Source organism: Bacillus sp. ZY-1-1, assembly GCF_003047165.1.
In the GTDB taxonomy this organism is placed as follows: Bacteria; Bacillota; Bacilli; order Bacillales; family Bacillaceae; genus Bacillus; species Bacillus velezensis.
The window spans coordinates 2,594,186-2,613,555 of record NZ_CP027061.1; the positions used below are offsets into that span (position 1 = coordinate 2,594,186).

17 protein-coding genes and 2 riboswitches are annotated in these 19,370 nt (G+C 46.3%); of the genes, 8 read left to right on the plus strand and 9 right to left on the minus strand.

Going from position 1 to position 19,370, the window contains the following annotated elements:
- Nucleotides 1–369 precede the first annotated feature (369 nt).
- The 3 genes from clpE (at nt 370) to motB (ending at nt 4,208) form a co-directional block, all read left to right on the plus strand.
- A complete protein-coding gene (gene clpE, locus C5I45_RS12710) occupies nt 370–2,466 on the plus strand; it encodes an ATP-dependent protease ATP-binding subunit ClpE (RefSeq protein WP_014304900.1) in 2,097 nt (698 codons plus the stop codon).
- Between the two features lie 169 nt (nt 2,467–2,635).
- On the plus strand, nt 2,636–3,451 hold the full coding sequence (gene motA, locus C5I45_RS12715) for a flagellar motor stator protein MotA (RefSeq protein ID WP_003154684.1): 816 nt from the start codon (nt 2,636–2,638) through the stop codon (nt 3,449–3,451).
- Complete coding sequence (gene motB / locus C5I45_RS12720; RefSeq protein ID WP_003154685.1) at nt 3,423–4,208, plus strand: flagellar motor protein MotB; 786 nt, start codon at nt 3,423–3,425, stop codon at nt 4,206–4,208. Before motA ends, motB begins: the two co-directional genes overlap by 29 nt.
- A 35-nt stretch (nt 4,209–4,243) precedes the next feature.
- Here the strand turns inward: motB and C5I45_RS12725 are convergent, their stop codons facing one another.
- A complete protein-coding gene (locus C5I45_RS12725; RefSeq protein WP_003154686.1) occupies nt 4,244–4,690 on the minus strand; it encodes a MarR family transcriptional regulator MhqR in 447 nt (148 codons plus the stop codon).
- A gap of 198 nt (nt 4,691–4,888) precedes the next feature.
- On the opposite strand from C5I45_RS12725, the gene C5I45_RS12730 reads away from it, so the two are divergent.
- Nucleotides 4,889–6,406 carry a sporulation kinase KinD gene (locus C5I45_RS12730; protein WP_046559543.1) on the plus strand — a complete coding sequence of 506 codons (1,518 nt, stop codon included), beginning with the start codon at nt 4,889–4,891 and terminating at the stop codon, nt 6,404–6,406.
- 210 nt (nt 6,407–6,616) lie between these two features.
- Here the strand turns inward: C5I45_RS12730 and C5I45_RS12735 are convergent, their stop codons facing one another.
- The 6 genes from C5I45_RS12735 to C5I45_RS12760 form a co-directional block, all read right to left on the minus strand.
- The gene (locus tag C5I45_RS12735) at nt 6,617–6,877 is read right to left on the minus strand and encodes an aspartyl-phosphate phosphatase Spo0E (RefSeq protein WP_003154690.1); all 261 of its coding nucleotides are present in this window, start codon (nt 6,875–6,877) and stop codon (nt 6,617–6,619) included.
- Nucleotides 6,878–7,157: 280 nt separating this feature from the next.
- Nucleotides 7,158–7,694: a 1,2-dihydroxy-3-keto-5-methylthiopentene dioxygenase gene (locus C5I45_RS12740; RefSeq protein ID WP_003154692.1), complete on the minus strand. Its 537-nt coding sequence runs from the start codon at nt 7,692–7,694 to the stop codon at nt 7,158–7,160.
- Nucleotides 7,695–7,709: 15 nt separating this feature from the next.
- The gene (locus C5I45_RS12745; protein WP_003154694.1) at nt 7,710–8,339 is read right to left on the minus strand and encodes a methylthioribulose 1-phosphate dehydratase; all 630 of its coding nucleotides are present in this window, start codon (nt 8,337–8,339) and stop codon (nt 7,710–7,712) included.
- Complete coding sequence (gene mtnX, locus C5I45_RS12750; protein ID WP_025851694.1) at nt 8,297–9,001, minus strand: 2-hydroxy-3-keto-5-methylthiopentenyl-1-phosphate phosphatase; 705 nt, start codon at nt 8,999–9,001, stop codon at nt 8,297–8,299. The genes C5I45_RS12745 and mtnX overlap by 43 nt, the downstream gene beginning before the upstream one ends.
- Nucleotides 8,998–10,212 carry a 2,3-diketo-5-methylthiopentyl-1-phosphate enolase gene (mtnW, locus tag C5I45_RS12755; RefSeq protein ID WP_025851696.1) on the minus strand — a complete coding sequence of 405 codons (1,215 nt, stop codon included), beginning with the start codon at nt 10,210–10,212 and terminating at the stop codon, nt 8,998–9,000. The genes mtnX and mtnW overlap by 4 nt, the downstream gene beginning before the upstream one ends.
- A gap of 81 nt (nt 10,213–10,293) precedes the next feature.
- Nucleotides 10,294–10,393, minus strand: a riboswitch (SAM riboswitch).
- 36 nt (nt 10,394–10,429) lie between these two features.
- Nucleotides 10,430–11,626 carry a pyridoxal phosphate-dependent aminotransferase gene (locus C5I45_RS12760; protein WP_058905980.1) on the minus strand — a complete coding sequence of 399 codons (1,197 nt, stop codon included), beginning with the start codon at nt 11,624–11,626 and terminating at the stop codon, nt 10,430–10,432.
- A 92-nt stretch (nt 11,627–11,718) separates the two neighbouring features.
- Here C5I45_RS12760 and C5I45_RS12765 point away from each other — a divergent pair, with 92 nt between their 5' ends.
- The 3 genes from C5I45_RS12765 (at nt 11,719) to mtnA (ending at nt 15,107) form a co-directional block, all read left to right on the plus strand.
- Nucleotides 11,719–12,498 carry a carbon-nitrogen family hydrolase gene (locus tag C5I45_RS12765; protein ID WP_058905979.1) on the plus strand — a complete coding sequence of 260 codons (780 nt, stop codon included), beginning with the start codon at nt 11,719–11,721 and terminating at the stop codon, nt 12,496–12,498.
- Nucleotides 12,499–12,589: 91 nt separating this feature from the next.
- Nucleotides 12,590–12,745: riboswitch (SAM riboswitch) on the plus strand.
- 109 nt (nt 12,746–12,854) lie between these two features.
- Nucleotides 12,855–14,039, plus strand: coding sequence for an S-methyl-5-thioribose kinase (gene mtnK, locus C5I45_RS12770; protein ID WP_003154703.1), 1,185 nt, complete (start codon nt 12,855–12,857; stop codon nt 14,037–14,039).
- Between the two features lie 6 nt (nt 14,040–14,045).
- The gene (gene mtnA, locus C5I45_RS12775) at nt 14,046–15,107 is read left to right on the plus strand and encodes an S-methyl-5-thioribose-1-phosphate isomerase (RefSeq protein ID WP_003154704.1); all 1,062 of its coding nucleotides are present in this window, start codon (nt 14,046–14,048) and stop codon (nt 15,105–15,107) included.
- Between the two features lie 241 nt (nt 15,108–15,348).
- Here mtnA and C5I45_RS12780 read toward each other — a convergent pair whose 3' ends face one another.
- Together C5I45_RS12780 and C5I45_RS12785 are read right to left on the minus strand one after the other, a co-directional pair.
- The gene (locus C5I45_RS12780; RefSeq protein WP_107994419.1) at nt 15,349–15,846 is read right to left on the minus strand and encodes a methylated-DNA--[protein]-cysteine S-methyltransferase; all 498 of its coding nucleotides are present in this window, start codon (nt 15,844–15,846) and stop codon (nt 15,349–15,351) included.
- Complete coding sequence (locus tag C5I45_RS12785; protein ID WP_003154707.1) at nt 15,843–18,062, minus strand: PAS domain-containing sensor histidine kinase; 2,220 nt, start codon at nt 18,060–18,062, stop codon at nt 15,843–15,845. Before C5I45_RS12785 ends, C5I45_RS12780 begins: the two co-directional genes overlap by 4 nt.
- 255 nt (nt 18,063–18,317) lie before the next feature.
- Here C5I45_RS12785 and C5I45_RS12790 point away from each other — a divergent pair, with 255 nt between their 5' ends.
- Nucleotides 18,318–19,340 carry an acyltransferase family protein gene (locus tag C5I45_RS12790; RefSeq protein ID WP_003154708.1) on the plus strand — a complete coding sequence of 341 codons (1,023 nt, stop codon included), beginning with the start codon at nt 18,318–18,320 and terminating at the stop codon, nt 19,338–19,340.
- Nucleotides 19,341–19,370 lie beyond the last annotated feature (30 nt).

Consider the following 19,370-nt stretch of genomic DNA (forward strand, 5'->3'; position numbering starts at 1 on the left):
GCCTTTATATATGCTTATGAGACAAGTCTCCCGAAAAGACGAACAAATCGTCCTTCCCCGGAAAAAACAGATTCAGCTCTCTCCTCTAAGCAAAAATATTGAAAGAAAAAAAGGGCCGGCGTATACTCTTCATCAAGAAAGGTCAAAGCATTTCATTTCCTTTCCGACTATATTGGTCAAAAATAATCAAACCTCACGAATATCACTTATCATGCTGTAAACATTTATTTTTCGGGGTTTGAAACAAAATACTTGAAAGTCAAAGAAGGTCAGAGTATACTGATAATCAAAGAAGGTCAAAGTTTCGGCCTTATTTTCTAACCCATTTGGTCAAAGATGATCAAACATTTTTCGAGGAGGTTTTGGCAAATGCGTTGTCAACATTGTCAGAAAAACGAGGCGACGATTCGCCTGAACATGCAAGTCAATTCCATTCAAAAACAATTCGTTTTATGTGAAACATGTTATACAGAATTAACCCGAAAACCGTCTATGAGCATGGGGCCGCAATCATTCGGATTCCCGTTTGAGCAAGGTTTCGCTCCCAATCAAAATAAACAGCAGGCCGGCCCTGAAAAAGGCCTGCTTGACGAGCTCGCTCAAAACGTCACAAACGGCGCAAAAGCAGGTCTGATTGACCCTGTGATCGGCCGCGATAATGAAGTGGCGCGCGTAATTGAAATTTTGAACCGCCGGAATAAAAACAATCCGGTGCTGATCGGTGAGCCGGGCGTCGGTAAAACGGCTATTGCAGAAGGCCTCGCGCTTAAAATCGCTGAAGGCGATGTGCCGAACAAATTGAAAAACAAAGAGCTTTACCTGCTTGACGTCGCTTCTCTCGTCGCCAATACAGGGATCAGAGGCCAGTTTGAAGAAAGAATGAAACAATTAATGAACGAATTAAAAGAACGGAAAAATGTCATCTTGTTCATTGATGAGATTCACCTTCTTGTAGGCGCCGGCTCTGCCGAGGGATCAATGGATGCCGGGAACATCCTGAAACCGGCGCTTGCCAGAGGCGAGCTGCAGGTCATCGGGGCGACAACGCTGAAAGAGTACCGCCAGATTGAAAAAGATGCGGCGCTTGAAAGACGCTTCCAGCCTGTCATGGTTCACGAGCCTACAATAGAACAAGCCATCAGCATTCTTGAAGGCATTAAAGATAAATACGAGAAATACCACGGCGTCACATTCAGCAATGAAGCGATAAACGCCTGTGTTACGCTTTCATCCCGTTACATTCAGGACCGCCACCTGCCGGATAAAGCGATCGACTTATTAGATGAAGCCGGCTCTAAGGCGAACCTGGAACTTGATACCGTAAATGAAGAAGATGCGGCTGAGAGACTCAAAGCAATTGACGCGGAGAAAACAAAAGCGCTTCGGGAAGAAAATTATGAGCTTGCCGCGAAACTGCGTGATGAAGAAGCGGCTTTGGAAAAGCAGCTGGCGCATGAAACACCGGCCTCTTCACCTGAAATCGGCGCGGAGCATATTCAAGCCATCATTGAACAGAAAACAGGCATTCCGGTCGGAAAACTCCAGGCTGATGAACAAGTCAAAATGAAGGAACTTGAAGAGCATCTTCATCAGCGTGTCATCGGTCAGGAAAAAGCCGTGAAAAAAGTGGCGAAAGCGGTCAGACGAAGCCGCGCCGGTTTAAAATCCAAAAACAGACCTGTCGGCTCCTTCCTCTTTGTCGGACCGACCGGAGTCGGAAAAACCGAGTTATCAAAGACACTCGCAGATGAACTGTTCGGTACAAAAGATTCCATTATCCGTCTCGATATGAGTGAATACATGGAAAAACACGCCGTATCAAAAATTATCGGTTCACCGCCGGGATATGTCGGACACGATGAAGCCGGTCAATTAACGGAAAAAGTGCGCCGCAATCCGTACAGCATCGTGCTGCTCGATGAGATTGAAAAAGCCCACCCTGATGTCCAGCATATGTTTCTGCAGATTATGGAGGACGGCCGTCTGACAGACAGCCAGGGCAGAACGGTCAGCTTTAAAGATACCGTTTTGATTATGACAAGCAACGCTGGAACCGGCGAAAAACAGGTGAAAGTCGGATTCCAATCTGAAGAGAGCGTCATGGAAGAACAAACGCTGATTGATTCACTGAGCGCGTTCTTCAAACCGGAGTTTTTAAACCGGTTTGACAGCATTATTGAATTCCAATCCCTGAAAAAAGAACATCTCGTGAAAATCGTCAGCCTGCTTCTCACAGAGCTTGAAGACACATTAAAAGAGCGCGGCATCAGCCTGAGCGTCACCGATGATGCGAAGGAAAAAATCGCTGAAATCGGCTACCACCCCGCTTTCGGAGCACGCCCGCTCAGAAGAACCATCCAAGAATTGATCGAGGACGAAATGACAGATCTCTTATTGGATGACAACGAAATCAAAGCCTTCCATGTCGTAATGGAAGAGGACGGCATCAAAGTCCGGGCACAATAAGAAAAAAGCGGCTCCCTCCTCGCGGGGAGCCGCTTTTTTGTTTCTTTCTCCATGCCGGAAGGGAGAAACTGTGAAGAATTCGGGAACAATTTTTCAATCACCCTAAAGTTCCATGCACTGCCACCGATATTAACCATAGAAAGCTAGTATAAAGGATTTGGTGAAAACTATGGATAAAACATCGATTATCGGTATCATCCTCGCAGTGATTGCTTTAAGCGTGGGCATGGTGCTGAAAGGGGTCAGCTTAAGCGCACTCGCTAACCCGGCAGCTATTCTGATTATTTTGTTCGGTACGATTTCTGCGGTGATCATCGCATTCCCCGGAAAAGAAATCAAAAAAGTGCCTGCCCTTTTTAAAGTGCTGTTTAAAGAAAACAAACAGCTGACAATTGCGCAACTAATTCCTATGTTCTCTCAATGGGCGCAAATCGCCAGACGTGAAGGTCTGCTCGCATTGGAAGCAAGCATTGAAGACGTGGATGACGCATTTTTAAAAAACGGCCTGAGCATGGCGGTTGACGGACAAAGCGCAGAATTTATCAGAGATATTATGACTGAAGAAGTTGAAGCGATGGAAGACAGACACCAGGCCGGCGCAGCCATCTTTACACAAGCCGGCACATATGCGCCGACACTCGGCGTTTTGGGTGCGGTCATCGGCCTTATCGCCGCTCTTTCCAACATGAACAATACCGAGGCGCTCGGACATGCCATCAGTGCGGCGTTTGTCGCCACCCTTCTCGGGATTTTCACAGGATATGTACTATGGCATCCCTTCGCCAACAAACTGAAACGCAAATCAAAGCAGGAAGTCAAACTGCGTGAAATCATGATCGAAGGCGTTCTGTCAGTGCTTGAAGGACAGGCCCCGAAAGTGATCGAACAAAAACTTCTCATGTATCTTCCTGCGAATGAACGCGCAAAAGTCGCTGAACAAGAAGGAGAGGCAAACAATGGCGAGAAAAAAGAAGAAGAAGCATGATGACGAGCATGTGGATGAGTCTTGGCTGATCCCGTACGCGGATTTGCTCACCCTTCTTTTGGCTCTGTTCATTGTATTGTTCGCCATGAGCTCGGTCGATGCGGCGAAATTCCAAATGCTGTCTAAATCATTTAACGCCGTGTTTACCGGAGGCACGGGTGTTCTTGAATATTCAAGCGTCACCCCTCCTGAAAACGAAAAAGACGGCGTTGATCAGTTAAAAAAAGACAAGGAAAAAGATAAAGAACAGAAAAAGAAAGAAAGAGAAGCAGCCGACCGCGAAGAACTTGAAGGCGTGCAAAAGCAAGTCAATCAATTTATAAAAAACAAAAAGCTTGAAACTCAGCTGGAAACAAAGCTGACTAAAGAAGGACTCTTAATTACCATTAAAGACAGTATCTTTTTTGATTCCGGACGGGCGGATATCCGTCAGGAAGATATTCCGCTTGCCAAGGAAATCTCGAATCTCCTTGTGCTGAATCCGCCGAGGAACATTATCATCAGCGGACATACGGACAATGTGCCGATTAAAAACTCACAATATCAATCTAACTGGCATTTAAGCGTCATGCGGGCCGTCAACTTCATGGCTATTCTCACGGAAAACCCGAAACTTGACGCAAAAGTATTCAGCGCCAAAGGTTTCGGAGAGTATAAACCGGCCGTGTCGAACAAAACCGCTGAAGGGCGCAGCAAAAACAGGCGCGTCGAGGTATTGATACAACCTAGAAACGCCGCGACTGACCAAAATCAGTAATATAAAAAAGGAAGCCTTTCAAACGGCTTCCTTTTTTATTTCTGATGAAAATGTTTAGCGTTTAACCCCACTCTTTTCAGCATTTCCGTACACATTTCTATCTCTTCATCACTCAGCACACTGATCATTTCTTTAATTTCTTCAGCATGATCAGGGAAAATATCGTCCAAAAGACGGATTCCCTTTTCGGAAATTTGTGCGAAAGTCACTCTTCTGTCAGTCGGCGAGGCTTTTCTGATGAGAAGTTCTTTTTTCTCTAATTTGTCAACAACGTATGTAATACTTCCGCTCGCTAATAAAATTTTGTCGCCGATCTGCTGAAGCGGCTGGTTGCCTTTGTGGTACAGCAGCTCAAGCACCGCAAATTCCGTCGGGTTCAGACCGTGCTTATGAATATGTTTATTCATATGGTCGTTAATAGATCGGTACGCACGTGACAGTACAATAAATAATTTCAATGAGTTTTCTGTTTTATCCGTCATACATTCAATCATCCTTTTACAAAAGAAACCGTTACAGAGAAACATTAATAAACAAAATGAAAAATGTCAACAAAAATGTTTCCAAAATTTCTCTTCTTTTTGTCTGGCCTTAATAAAATAATTTGTTTTTCTATCATTTTGGTTATTTTTTCTTATTAAAGAAGTATAAAAATGATATAATACCTCTATTCAAGTGTAATGTTGGAGCGATGCAGAGTGAATACATTTAAAGGTGCCCGGGGAAAGATCAAACTTTATCTCATATTGGTGATCATCCCGGCACTTATTATCAGCTTTTTCATTTATGAAAAAGAAAAGCAGAAAATAGCCGATAAACACATACAGGAAGCCAGTATGATGCTCAACCTTCACCGCAATAAGCTCAATTATTTAATCGGTGAAACAAAAGCCCGGATGACAACACTTGCGATCGCTGTCGATAAGCCTGTCAATGAAGAAAAGATCATTGATATTCTCGATCAGGCTTTTGAGGATGAACCCAGATTCAGCGGTCTGTATATGCTGAATTCCAAAGGTGATGTCATCGCAAGCACGACTGATCTGAAATCAAAGGTGAATTTGGCCGACCGACCGTATTTTACGAAGGCGAAAAAGACGAAAAAAACGGTTATCACAAATGACTACTCCAGCAGAATTACAGGCCAGCGCATCTTCACGATCTGCGTGCCGGTGTTAGACGCAAAACGGGAAGTCACGGATTATTTAGTAGCCGCCATTCAAGTCGATTATTTGAGAAATATGATCAATATGCTGAGCCCTGACGTTTATGTCAAGGCAACCAATCAGAATAAAGTGATATTTGCCAGCGGACGGGCTGATCAATCAGAAGGGGTGAAACCGGTCAGCGGCTATCTGGATGATATTAATTGGAATATCAATGTTTATCCGAAACCGGTTGAGCTGAACGAGCTGACCAAAAGCGTGCTGCTGCCGATGTCCAGTATTGCCGTGCTGCTGAATATTCTGTTCATCCTCGTCCAATATTATCTGCTTAAGCGCAAGACCCAGCTGGAGCGCGCTCAAAATGAAGCGCAGAAATTGGAGCTGATCGGAACGCTTGCCGCCAGCACCGCCCATGAAATCCGCAACCCGCTTACAGGGATCAGCGGCTTCATTCAGCTTTTGCAGAAAAAATACAAATCGGAGGAAGATCAGCTGTATTTCTCAATTATTGAGCAGGAGATTAAACGGATCAATCAGATTGTCAGTGAGTTTTTAGTGCTCGGTAAACCCACTGCTGAACGGTTGGAAGTGAACTCGCTGCAGGATATTCTTGATGAGATTATGCCGATTATTTATTCTGAAGGGAATCTGTATAATGTGGAAGTGAATGTGGAGATTCTCGTCAATCGGCCGCTCAAGGTCAACTGCACGAAAGACCATATTAAACAGGTGATTTTAAATGTCGCAAAAAACGCGCTGGAATCCATGCAGGAAGGCGGCCGGCTGTCCATCTATTTAGAAGCCCGCGACCATAAAGCAGTCATTAAGGTGGCCGACAACGGAATGGGCATTTCTGAAGATATGCTTGAACACATTTTTCTTCCGTTTGTAACGTCAAAGGAAAAAGGCACCGGCCTCGGCCTTGTCGTATGTAAACGAATCATGCTGATGTACGGCGGTTCGATTGACATTCAAAGCGAAGTCGATAAGGGCACAGAGGTCACCATTACCCTCCCTGCCGCTTCACGATGAAAAAAACACCCTGGGTCGGGGTGTTTTTTATTTAAAGAAGAATATGTGTAAGAGGATATACCAGAGGAACGGCATCATAGCCGGCAGATAGTACGAGGCGCTTCGTGAGCCGTGCCAGCGGAAAAATCTGCTGACTGTACGCGGTCATCTTTCGGATGCGGCGCTTGATCAGGAAGCGCATTCAGTCTTCGTTATCTGTTTTATCATCAATCATTTGTTTGCTTCATATGCAGGCATGACGTCACCGCGGGAGAACAAGCCTATTTTCTTCACAAGGCCCTGTATTCCTTGGTGATGTGTGCGATCACGGTTTACCAGCTGCTGATACGCGTTCATCAGACAGTCCAGTTCCTGGCTGTGCCTGATCGTGTCATATCCGGTAAACCCTTGTCTGTTAGCCGCATCTATCATCATTTTTCTTTTTTTATCAATAGATACAAGCAATTTTTCTTGTTCAGAATAACTGCCCATTCACTTCACCCCTCACCGCTAAAAGAATAGGAAACAAGTTTGATTGGGTTATTGAGCATTATTACAGATTATACTTTATTTGTAAACATTTTTTTACTAAATAACTTATTTTTTCATTTCATATTGGAATCTTTAGCATGAATACGAGAATAATACCCATTCAGGTAATGATATAAACAGAATGCGGCATATTCAAGATTTAAAAAACAGCCCCAGCTGACTTTATATTACAATAAAAAACCTCTCATGCCGGCGGGGGCATGAGAGGTTCGGGCGTCTATCAGTTTTGCACACTTTCATTTTCGTAAATCGGCACCCAGCCCTCAGTCGTCACGAAAATTCGGATTGCGACGACCCGGCGGTCTTCCTGAAGCGTAAAGTAGTGGCGGATGTTCTCCGGAACTGAAATCAAATCTCCCGGATTTAAACGGACGTCGAAAAATGTGCCGTCTTTGCCTTGAATGACGAAGATGCCGTGTCCGCTGACGATAAAGCGGACTTCATCATCCGTGTGGTGATGTTCTCTTTGGAAATTTTTTAATAATTCATCAAGATTCGGCGTGGTATCTGATAAAGAAATGACATCCTGAGACTGATATCCGCGCCGGGCTGAAATGTCCTGAATCTCCGTGTCAAACGCCGCGAGAATCCGTTCTTTTTCATCTTCTGTCAGATTGTATTTCTCCGAAAGCTCAGACGGAAGTTTTTCAATGTTCCACTGCTCATAGATCACCTCTTGTTCGTCTAAAAAGCGCGCTACTTCTTCCTGATTTTCAATGAGCGTATTCTTTTCGTCATGAATTCTGATGGTCGCCATTTTCCGTTCCTCCTTTTATTTTACAAGCTGCGGCCGCAGTGACAGAAGCTTGAGGTGGCAGCTGAATAAAAATTCATAGGCTTCCAGCACCCTTTTCGCTTCAAATGCGGTCCGCCCCCATGCCGTAATGCCGTGATTGCGGATTAACACCGCGCCTGAGCCGGCGTCCGCATGGTGCGCGAAGTTTTCGGCCAATGCCGGGATGTGCGCCGGATTGTCAATGATCGGAACGGTCACGGACGCGTTTTCCTCCCATAATCCGAGCGCCTTAATCATCTCCTGCCCCTGAAACGTGATTTGTTTTTCATCCCCGTAAAGCTCTGAGATGACATTATTATTAACGGTATGGACATGCAGACAGCAACCGGCTTCTGTCTTTTGGTATAAGTAAGTATGGAGAAGCGTTTCCGCTGAAGGTTTTAAAGAATGGCCGGTCTCAGCGGGCTTCCCGTTCTCATCAATTAAGAGAAAATCTTCGTCTGTTTCTTTTCGTTTGTCTTTTCCGCTCGCCGTAACGAGGAAAGTCAGCGGCGCGTCGGATACTTTGATGGAAAGATTCCCGCTCGTTGCCGGGAACCAGTCTCTTTCGGCCAGCTCGCGCTTTACCTCGGCAAGTTCGCGCCAGCGTTCTTCTTTTGCAGCCATGCCTGCACCTCCCCGATGTTTTCAATGCCTGTTTTCACCTCATGAAAATCTTGAAAAGGCAGATGCCGGAGGCCGAGTTCTTTGCATTCAGTCAAAAGATAATCTCTCGCAAAACACATATCGGATAACTTTGCAGCCTCAACATCCGTGACCGAATCACCGATCATAATGAGAAATTTCTGCTGATCGGACAGCTTCCGGATGACTGACGGTTTGCAGCAGCCGCATTGATTGGTGCAGCCTCCGTCACAGGCGTGCGGCCAGTCTATATGAATATATTCATTGTCAAAGGATGCATGATTGCAGAAAATCCGCTCCTTTTCTACGATCCCTTCCAAAAGCGGATGCACAAAAAAGTCCATTCCTCCGCTTACGATATAAAACGGGAGGCCGTTTGACCGGACAAACGAGACAAAATCCAAAAAGCCGTCCCGTATTTTCGCATCCTTCAGAATAAAGTCTAACAGTTCTCCTTTTAAGCTGCTCGGCAGCAATCCGAACATCCGGCCGACTCCTTCTTGGATTGATAGGCTTTTAGACAGAACACCGTCTTTTAATTCAAGCCACTCAGGAGGCGCGAATTCTTTCATCATGCTGACAATGTTGTCGTTCATGGTGACCGTTCCGTCGAAATCACAAATAATCAGCGGTGTGCGGGTCATACGGCTTCCACCCTTCCCCATTTGTCTAATGCGAGCTGAAGATCTTTGCACGACGCGGCTTTTTCTTCAATCGGCTGCGCTTCAAGCACCGCATCAATGATGGCGCGGAACGCTCTTCCGCCGCCCTCGGCTCCTTTCGGATGGCCGTGAATGCCTCCGCCGGCATTGATAATGTGATCGATGCCGAAATCGCGCATCAACAATGGCACCATACCGGGATGAATGCCTGCCGACGGGACGGCAAACGACGGATGAAAGACATCGTCTTTTACACATTCATCATGGATTGCAAGCGCGGACTCCTTCGGAAGAGCAACGGATCCGTAAGGTGACGGAAATAAACTGAAATCAGCGCCGCAATAGCGGTTCAGCTTGCCGAGCAAAAGCGCATGCGACAAGCCGTAAACGGGAGATGATGTAAATGTGCCGCTGACTGCCGGATGCGCCATGATCGGAAGCGGGATTTCCCTGTCTTCTGCAAGGCTCTGCATCACATCTAAACCGTAAGCGAACACATTCAATAAAAGCGCGTCTGCCCCGAGTTCTGCCGCGCGCCTCGCTTTATCCCGCAGTTCAGCGGTCCTTCCCGTAAGGTTTACGGCATACAGCGTTTTATGCCCCGTCTCCTCCCGGGTTTCCTTCAGGACTTGTTTTCCTTCGATAATGCGGGTTTCAAACGGAGCCAGTTCATTTTCAAAGAAAATTTCGTCATCTTTAATCAGATCCACGCCTCCGAGCGCCTGCTGTCTGAGCTGTTCTTTAATGTCGGCGAGATCCCGTCCGATCACACCTTTAAATATGCTCATCAGAAGCGGTCTTTCAAATTCGCCCAGCAGTTTGCGGATGCCGTATATACCGAATTTCGGCCCGGGAAGGGAGCGTTTAAACCCTTCGGAAAATTCAAGATCAGTCAATTTTATTTTTCCGTCCAGTGACAGCTTTCCGAATACCGTCGTCAGGACGGCCGGAATATCTCTTGAAAAGTTCGCCTCGGGATAGGCGATAGTGATGACGGATTGTGTTTCGTTTTCTGAGGTTCCTTCTTTCTCCTCAACTTTTACGACCCGGCCTTTATGTTTTCTGAGCTGTTCCTGCTTCACCAGGGGCAGGTCAGTCCAGGAGCCTACCGTCAGCCCCGCCGCAATCTGTTCCGCCCGCTTTTCACTGTCCGTTGTGTCTGTCAGAAGATATGTTGCCAATACTTCGCTCATGCGTGAACGCCTCTCTTTCTTTCACAAAACATAAAAAAACCTCTTCCGTATGAGCAGAAAGAGGCTTCGTGTTATGTCCGAATCTTATCTCTCAGCTCCTGCTGCAAGAATTAGCACCGTGCTTTATCAGTCGGTTGCCGGGCTTCATCGGGCTCGTCCCTCTGCCTGCTCTTGATAAGAATAATGATTTTATAAAGTATTTTGAATTATCGCATTGTTATCCAGATATGTCAATGCTTTTTCGGGTGAAAAGATTCAGTTTCCCGATCCGTTCCGCAGCTTCTTTAAGTCTTTCTTCACTTGTCAGAAGACCGACTCTTATATAGCCTTCCCCCCATTTTCCGAACCCGTTTCCGGCAGCGACGGCGACATCCGCTTTCTCGAGCAGCAGATCTGAAAACGACTGTGACGTATAACCGTCGGGCACAGGGAGCCATGCAAAAAAGGAGCCAGCCGGAGCCGTCACATCCCAGCCGATACCGCGGCAGGCTTCAATCCATGCATTGCGCCTCGATTCATATCTGTCATTTTGCGCTGCGACGCATGCCTGATCCTCTAAAAGAGCGGCTGCCGCCGCCTGCTGCGCCGCGGGAAACAGGCTGACAAACATATGATCCTGATAAAGATTGATCGCTTCGATGACAGAAGCGTTTCCGACGGCAAATCCGACCCGCCAGCCCGCCATATTATACGTTTTGGACAAGGTATAGATTTCGACTCCCGTCTCCTTTGCGCCTTCCGTCTGCAAAAAGCTCAGCGGTTTATGCCCGTCAAAGCCGACGGCTCCGTACGCGAAATCGTGAACGACACAAATACCGTTTTGTTCCGCAAAACCGACCGTCTCCTCAAAAAACGCCTCTGTCGCCACAGCGCCGGTCGGATTATTCGGATAATTGAGATAAAGCAGCTTCGCCTCGCTCCGCACCTTTTCAGGAATTACGCTGTAATCAGGGAGAAACCCTCTTTCTTCCGTCAGCGGCATCATTTTCATTTTCGCTTTCGCAAGGGCGACGCCCGACCAGTAATCAGGATATCCGGGATCAGGCACCAGAATGGTATCTCCCGGGTTTAAAAGACATTGCGGAAGCTCAACAAGTCCCGCCTTGCCTCCGAACAGCACGGCGACTTCCGTTTCCGGATCAAGCGTGACCCCGTACTCCCTTTCATAAAATGCAGCGGCTGCTTTTTTGAAGCTGTAAGCGCCCCGGAATGATGAGTATTTATGATTTTCCGGCCTTTCGACGGCGCGCTTCATTTCTTCAACGATATGCTGAGGCGTCGGCTGATCAGGGTTTCCCTGCCCTAAATTGATGACGTCTCTGCCTTCTTTCAGCTTTTGATTCACTTTTTGCACCAATGATGCGAAAAATTGTTCCGGCAGCTGTTTGAGTACATCTGAGATTTCAAAGTTCATATTTTTCACCTTCTAAAAATGTCTTGAAATGATAGTCCATCATCATATATGGTTAAATAAAAAAAGTAAAGAGAAACTTGAGGTGTTAAAAAATGAAATGGACCGTTTCTTGTTTGCAATTTGATATTTCATACGGAAATCCTTCAGAAAATTTTAAAAAAGCGGAATCTTTGATTGAGCAAGAAAGCCGCCATGCGGATGTAATCGTGCTTCCTGAGTTGTGGACAACCGGCTATGATCTCACACGGCTAGACCAGCTGGCGGATGAAAACGGCAAAGTTTCGGAACAATGGCTTAAAGAAACGGCAAAAACATACAACGTACACCTCGTTGCCGGATCTTTTGCGGTCAAAGAAGGCGAAAATGTCTATAACACCATGTACATCGCCGATAACAGCGGACAGATCGTGAAGCGGTATCAGAAAGCCCATCTGTTTCAGCTGATGGATGAACACCTTTACTTGTCAGCGGGAAACAGCGACGGTTCCTTTGAGCTCGACGGTGTCAAGTGCGCCGGGCTGATCTGCTATGATATCCGTTTCCCCGAATGGATCAGAAAGCATACGTCCCAGGGCGCGAATGTCCTGTTTATCTCTGCGGAATGGCCTCTGCCCCGCCTTGATCATTGGCGAAGCCTGCTTATCGCCAGAGCAATTGAAAACCAATGTTTTGTCGCAGCCTCTAACTGCACGGGGGCCAATCCCGATAATGAATTTGCCGGCCACAGCCTGATTATTGACCCGTGGGGCCGGATTTTAGCCGAAGGAGACCGGACGGAAGGCGCAGTCCGGGCGGAAATCGATGTGTCAGAAAGCGCGGCCGTCCGCGGAACCATTCCGGTTTTCCAAGACTTGCGGCGTGATTTATATTAATTTTCAAAAAAATGTTGACAAGAATATCCGGCACCTGCTAATATTTTCATCAACTGATTAATCCGAATTGTGATACAAATCAATATATTTTCTCTTATCGAGAGTTGGGCGAGGGAATTGGCCTTTTGACCCCAACAGCAACCGACCGTAATTCCATTGTGAAATGGGGCGCGTACATTTTGCGCCGAGACGATTGTCTCATAAGGCACGGTGCTAATTCCATCAGATGTTATCTGAGAGATAAGAGGCGGACTGCACTGTTTCAGCCTCCTTCTCTTTCAGAGAAGGAGGCTTTTTTTCGGGCGTATTCTCCGTCACGATCTCTTACTGCCACTACATAATTGGAGGGTAAATCCATGTCAGCAACTAAAACAAGTCTTTATGAACAATTAACAGAAAGCTCCGCCGCCGCGTTAGCCGTCAAGCTCGGCTTATTCCAAAGCAAAAGCACTCTGACATGCCGTGAAATCGGCGACGGCAATTTAAATTACGTCTTTCATGTTTACGATAAAGAAAACCAAAAAGGACTGATTATCAAACAGGCGATTCCTTACGCGAAAGTCGTCGGTGAAAGCTGGCCGCTTACAATTGATCGGGCGAGAATCGAAAGCAGCGCCCTCATCCGCCAGGGCGAACACGTGCCGCACCTCGTTCCAGCCGTTTACTATTCCGATACTGAAATGGCCGTCACGGTAATGGAAGACCTCTCACATTTGCAGATTTCAAGAAAAGGGCTGCTGGAAGGGCAGCATTATCCGAACTTATCGGTTCATATCGGTGAATTTTTAGGAAAAACGCTTTTTTACTCATCCGATTATGCGCTCGATGCGAAAGTAAAGCAGCAGCTCGCAAAGCAGTTTACAAATCCTGAGCTTTGCAATATTACAGAAAGGCTTGTGTTTACAGAACCGTTTCTCGACCATGAGACAAACGATTTTGAGGAGGAGCTGCGCCCGTACGCAGAAAAAGTTTGGAACAATTCCCGGCTGAAAGAAGGCGCTGACGAATTGAAAGCCATCTTTCTGAATTCCGCGGAAACATTGGTTCACGGCGATCTGCACACGGGAAGCATCTTCGCCGATGAACATGAAACAAAGGTGATTGATCCCGAGTTTGCTTTCTTCGGACCGATCGGGTTTGACATCGGCCAATTTATCGCCAATCTGCTGTTAAACGCCCTCAGCCGCGACGGTGACGACAGACAGCCGTTATATGACCATACTGCCGCCGTATGGGATACATTTGTGAAAACATTCAGTGAAGCATGGGAGAAAGACTGCCTGCCTTCCCGCAGACACCTGCTGGAAGACACACTGAAAAACGCGTTTGAAGAAGCGGTCGGTTTTGCGGGATGCGAATTGATCCGGCGCACGATCGGACTCGCCCATGTGGCTGACTTAGATGAAATCACTCCGTTTGACAAACGAATCGAACGGAAGAAGCTGGCGCTTGAGATCGGCGCCTATTATATCGAAAACAGAAAAGAACTGAAGCATATCACCGAGGTTCTGGACCAATTTAAGCTCCGTGTAAAGGAATGATGCAGCATGACCAATGAATTTGCCATCCCCCGTTCTGTGGAATGGAAAGAAACCTACATCCGCATTTTAAATCAGCAAAAACTTCCCGACGTCACTGAGTATGTGGAACTTGAAACAAAGGAAGATGTATTCGACGCGATTGTCACGCTGAAAGTAAGGGGCGCCCCGGCCATCGGTATAACCGCGGCATTCGGACTCGCGCTCTCCGCCAAGTCATTTGAAGCCCGCGATCTTTCAGATTTCCGACGTCAGTTCGCGGATGTCAAAGCGTATTTAAACAGTTCGAGGCCCACTGCCGTCAACCTCGCGTGGGCGCTTGACAGACTGACGGATTCCATCAGGGATGCAATCTCAATCAATGAAGCGAAGACAACGCTCGTTCATGAAGCCATTCAAATTCAGATTGAGGATGAAGAAACCTGCCGAATGATCGGCCAAAATGCGCTGCACCTTTTTAAAAAAGGCGACCAGATCATGACCATCTGCAATGCGGGCTCGATTGCTACAAGCCGGTACGGTACGGCGCTTGCTCCCTTTTACTTAGCGAAACAAAAAGACCTCGGCCTTCATATCTACGCATGTGAAACAAGACCCGTTCTCCAAGGATCCCGGCTGACGGCGTGGGAGCTGATGCAGGGCGGAATTGATGTCACACTCATTACGGACAGCATGGCCGCCCATACAATGAAGGAAAAACATATTTCAGCAGTCATTGTCGGCGCTGACAGAATTGCTAAAAACGGAGATACGGCCAACAAAATCGGAACTTACGGCCTCGCTATTTTGGCAAACGCCTTTCAGATTCCGTTTTTTGTGGCCGCACCGCTTTCGACCTTTGACTTGCAGATTGAAAACGGCGATCAGATTCCGATTGAAGAAAGAGATCCGGATGAAGTCAGACAGATCTCAGGCATACGCACCGCTCCCGAAGATGTGCCGGTCTTCAATCCGGCCTTTGACATCACACCGGGCAGCCTGATTTCAGGCATTATCACCGAGAAAGGAATTGTGACCGGTTCTTACACGGAAGAAATTGAACAATTATTCGCCGACTGTCAGCTGAGCTGAAAAACCGCTGATGATGTTGCCTCGGGCAATGTCAGCGGTTTTTTTGTCTGCACAATGTAATCACTTCATCTTTTTGGGCGGCTGTAATGAGATGCATTTTAAAAAACAGCTCTGCATAACCGGCTATCTTTTGCGGACGGCTCATTTTCATCAGGCTTCGTCCTCCTTTTTCACCAGACCAACTTTTTTCACTTAATAAAATGATATGTCGGACGCGAAAAAACGGAACGTGCCATATGTTTTATTTTTCTTTATAGGATATTTGTTCGATGTTCAGCAGCACCGCTTTTACATCCGTCTTCGTGCCCGCGTATCCCGTTAAGGCGCTGTTTTTGCCGATTACCCGATGGCACGGGATCAAAATCGGCAGCCGGTTTCGTTTATTGGCTTGTCCGATGGCGCGCACCGCTTTCGGTTTTCCGATCGCTTCGGCCATATCACCGTAGCTTCGGGATTCCCCGTAAGGAATCATCGTCAGCGCGTTCCACACCTTTTCCTGAAAGGGTGTGCCTTTTTGTCTCAAAGGCAGAGAGAATTGCTTTCTTTCTCCTGAAAAATAGGATGCCAGCTGCTGTTTCGCCTCCGACAGCAAAGCGGTTTCGCACGGCTTTACGCCGGGCGCGTCTTTCCGCCATTCCTCAAAATCTTCCCCGGTGAGAAACAGGCCGGTAATAAAGCCCTCTTCCTCTGTTACGATAACGGTTCCAAACGGCGCTTTTACACTTGTAAAACAGATCATTCCCCGCTCCTTCTTTCTTCGGTATTCTGCCGGATCGGAAGCGTCAAATGAAAAACCGTGCCCTTCCCTTCTTCACTTTCCACATGAATGCGTCCCTGATGTTCTTCGATGATTTTATAGCTGACCATCAGACCGAGGCCCGTTCCCCTGTCTTTTGTCGTGTAAAATGGCTCGCCCAGACGTTTTAATTTGTCTTCGGAAATGCCTGTTCCTTCATCTTGAAAAGAAATCAAAATGTGGTCTTGATCAGAAGGCTGGATGGTCACGTAGATATTGCCGCCGCCCGGCATGACTTCAATGGCGTTTTTTAAAATATTGATAAACACCTGTTTTAATTGATTCGGTTCACAGTAAATCGGCGGGATGTTTCCGGTCAGGTTCAGATGAATCTGCACATTGACAAGATTGGCCTGGGCATTCAAAAGATCAGCCGTGTCTTTCATAATCTGCGTCACGTCTTTTTCTTCATATAATATCGCCTGAGGTTTCGCTAAAATTAAAAATTCAGTGATGATAGACTCGATGCGTTTTAATTCTGAGGTAATGACGTTAAAGTACAGGGAATATTCGCCTTCAATGCTTCCTTGAAGAAGCTGAATGAACCCTTTCAGCGCTGTCATCGGGTTTCTGATTTCGTGGGCGATGCCCGCCGCCAGCTCCCCTACAACATGAAGAGTGTCGGATTTCCGCAGCCTCTCTTCAAGTTCTTTGGCCTCTGTGACATCTTTAAAGATGGCCAGATTCATATTTTGAATGATATTTCTTTTGAAGGAGAATTCCAGTTTGCGGCTGTCACTGCTGCTTAACAGGAAGGGGATTTCATTATCCATTCCTTCTAAATCAATCTTCCTGGCGGGAACACCCGCGTTTTCAATATCAAATAAAGAAAGAATATCCGGAACGGTGTACGCTCTCAGCTCCTCATCCGGCATGCCCAGTATACGGCTTGCGAGAGGATTCGCGTCAATAATGCGGAATTGGTTGTCAAATAAGACCTTGCCGTCCATTGAGCCGTTGAATACTTTTCTGAATTTCAGCTCGCTTTCCCGCAATTCTTTTTCCATCCGCTTACGATCGCTGACATTTCTTAAAATGGTTAAATGCTGACCTTCAAGTATGGTTCGTTTTGATGTGAACTCAAGCTCTTTGTATTGGCCGTTTGCCATCTGAAACAGCATTTCTTCACGAATTTCCCCGTATTTTTCATATTTCTTCTTAATCTGCTTGTATTTTTTCTGCGGATCAACGATAAACGTACATAAATTCGTCTCCAGCAGCTTATCCATCGGCAGTTCGAAAATGCGGCACGCCGATTCGTTTGCTTTAGCAATCTTTCCGTCATCAGACCAAATGACAATCGCGTCCATCGCGTTTTCAAAAATTTCGCGGAATCGCTCTTCGCTTTTAAAGAGTTTCAATTCCATCAACCGTTTCTCTGTTATATCTCTCATAATGGACATGTAGAACCCGCTGATTAAGTTGGACGTAATCGTAAATTCAAACAGCTTCTCTTCGCCGGACCGAAGCTTGACGGGCAGTTCTCCTTTGGCATTTCCTTTTCTGCGGAGGGTTTCCCAGATTTCTTTCAGATGCTTTTTGTTTTCGCCGTCGGTAAAATGGCGGAGCGACAGATGGGACAATTCATTCTGGCCGATCTCAAAGCTTTTGCAAAAAGAGAGGTTCGCATCAATAAACCCGCCGTCCTTATCAAACAGCACGATGCCGTCGACAGCCCTGTCAAACAAATCTTTAAACAGCTGCTCGTTCATGGAGAATTCGCGCTCTAATATTTTTTTAGAGGAGATGTCCCTCATCACCACAAAAAAATAATCCTCTCCAATTCCGTCTCTGGCGAGGAATTCAATGTATTTCGTCGCGCCGCTGTCAAGCTTAATCGGCACCTCTTTCCACAGATGGCCTTTTTTTAAAAACTTTTTCACGGCCTTATTCAGTTCTTCCTGAGGCACGGAATATAAAAAGTCCAGGACGGAGCGGTTAATAAGGCTCTCTGCCTCAATCTGCATCATCCGGGCCGCAGCCTCGTTCGCCTGGACGATTTTCATTTCCTTACGGCATATAAAAATGGCATCAAGCGTATTATTCATAATCACATGATACCGGTTCAAATCACTCTTCAGGCGGTCATTTTCCTCTTTCATCCGCTTCAGCTGCTCTTTCAGCGACTCGTTTGTTTGCAAATCCAGAGTTTCAGCCATTCAGTACACTCCTTCTTCAAAAACCTATCCTTCAATATTTCTACAAAATACCTCATCTTCCTTCATTCGCCCTATACATTTCAGAAAATTTCAATGATATGACAAGTTAAAGTCTTTTTCTACGATCCTTACCTCCCCGTTACATCATCCTAACAATCCCTTTTGTCCTCCTTCAATTTTTTGTTTTTTATTTTAAAATGAACACCAACAGGAAATAATCATGCAGTGGATGATTTTTGAAGAGAAGGTGATGCTATGACAAAATCGCGAGACAGTTACTTTGACAACGCCAAGTTTATCTTGATTTTTCTGGTGGTGTTCGGCCATATCCTCCGGTCATTTATTAACGGAAATGAGTTTATGCTCCATCTCTACAAATTCATTTATACTTTTCATATGCCGGCCTTTATCCTGGTTTCCGGCTATTTCGCAAAAAACTTTAAGCGGAAAGGTTATGTGAAGAAGCTGGCTGTGAAGCTGATTATTCCGTACCTGATTTTTCAGGGCATTTACTCGGTTTTTTACTATTTGATTCAGGATGAAAGCATGGCAAGCGTCAATCCGATTGATCCGCAGTGGTCTCTCTGGTTTTTAGTCAGCTTATTCTTTTGGAATCTGCTGCTTTATCCCTTTACGAAGCTGCCGAAAATGTGGGCGCTTGGGGCGAGCTGCGGGCTTGCCGTCATGATCGGGTATCTCGATTTCATCAGCAGCACGCTGAGTCTTTCACGGACGTTTGTCTTTCTTCCGATGTTTCTCGTCGGGTTTTATTTAAAGAAACGGCACTTTGATTTGCTTCGGGCTAAAAGAGGCAGGCAGATTGCCGCGGGCGTACTGGGGATTGTTTTCCTCTTATGCTGGTGCATTGATTTTGATTACTCGTGGCTGTTCGGATCGGAGCCTTATTCTACATTCGGCACAGTGTCGCTGTTGAGCGGTCTGTCGCGCATCGGCTGGTATGTTTTGGCCTTTGCCGCCACTTTCAGCTTTTTGGCGCTCGTTCCGCAAAAGCGTTATTTCTTTACGAAATGGGGTACGAGAACGTTTTACGTATATCTGCTGCATGGATTCATTATAAAAACGCTGCGGCAGATCGGGCTTGAAGATCACTTGTCTGATTATCAGAATTTAGTCATGCTCTTAATGTTAACAGCCGCTCTTACGTCCATTCTCTCCAGCAATGCGGTGAAAACGGCCGCACAGCCGTTTATTGAGCTGCGGATAACCGGCTTGCTTCAAGCGGTGAAAGGAACAAGAAACGGTGCTTATTCGAAATAATGCAAAATACCTCTTAAGCGTTGCCGCTTA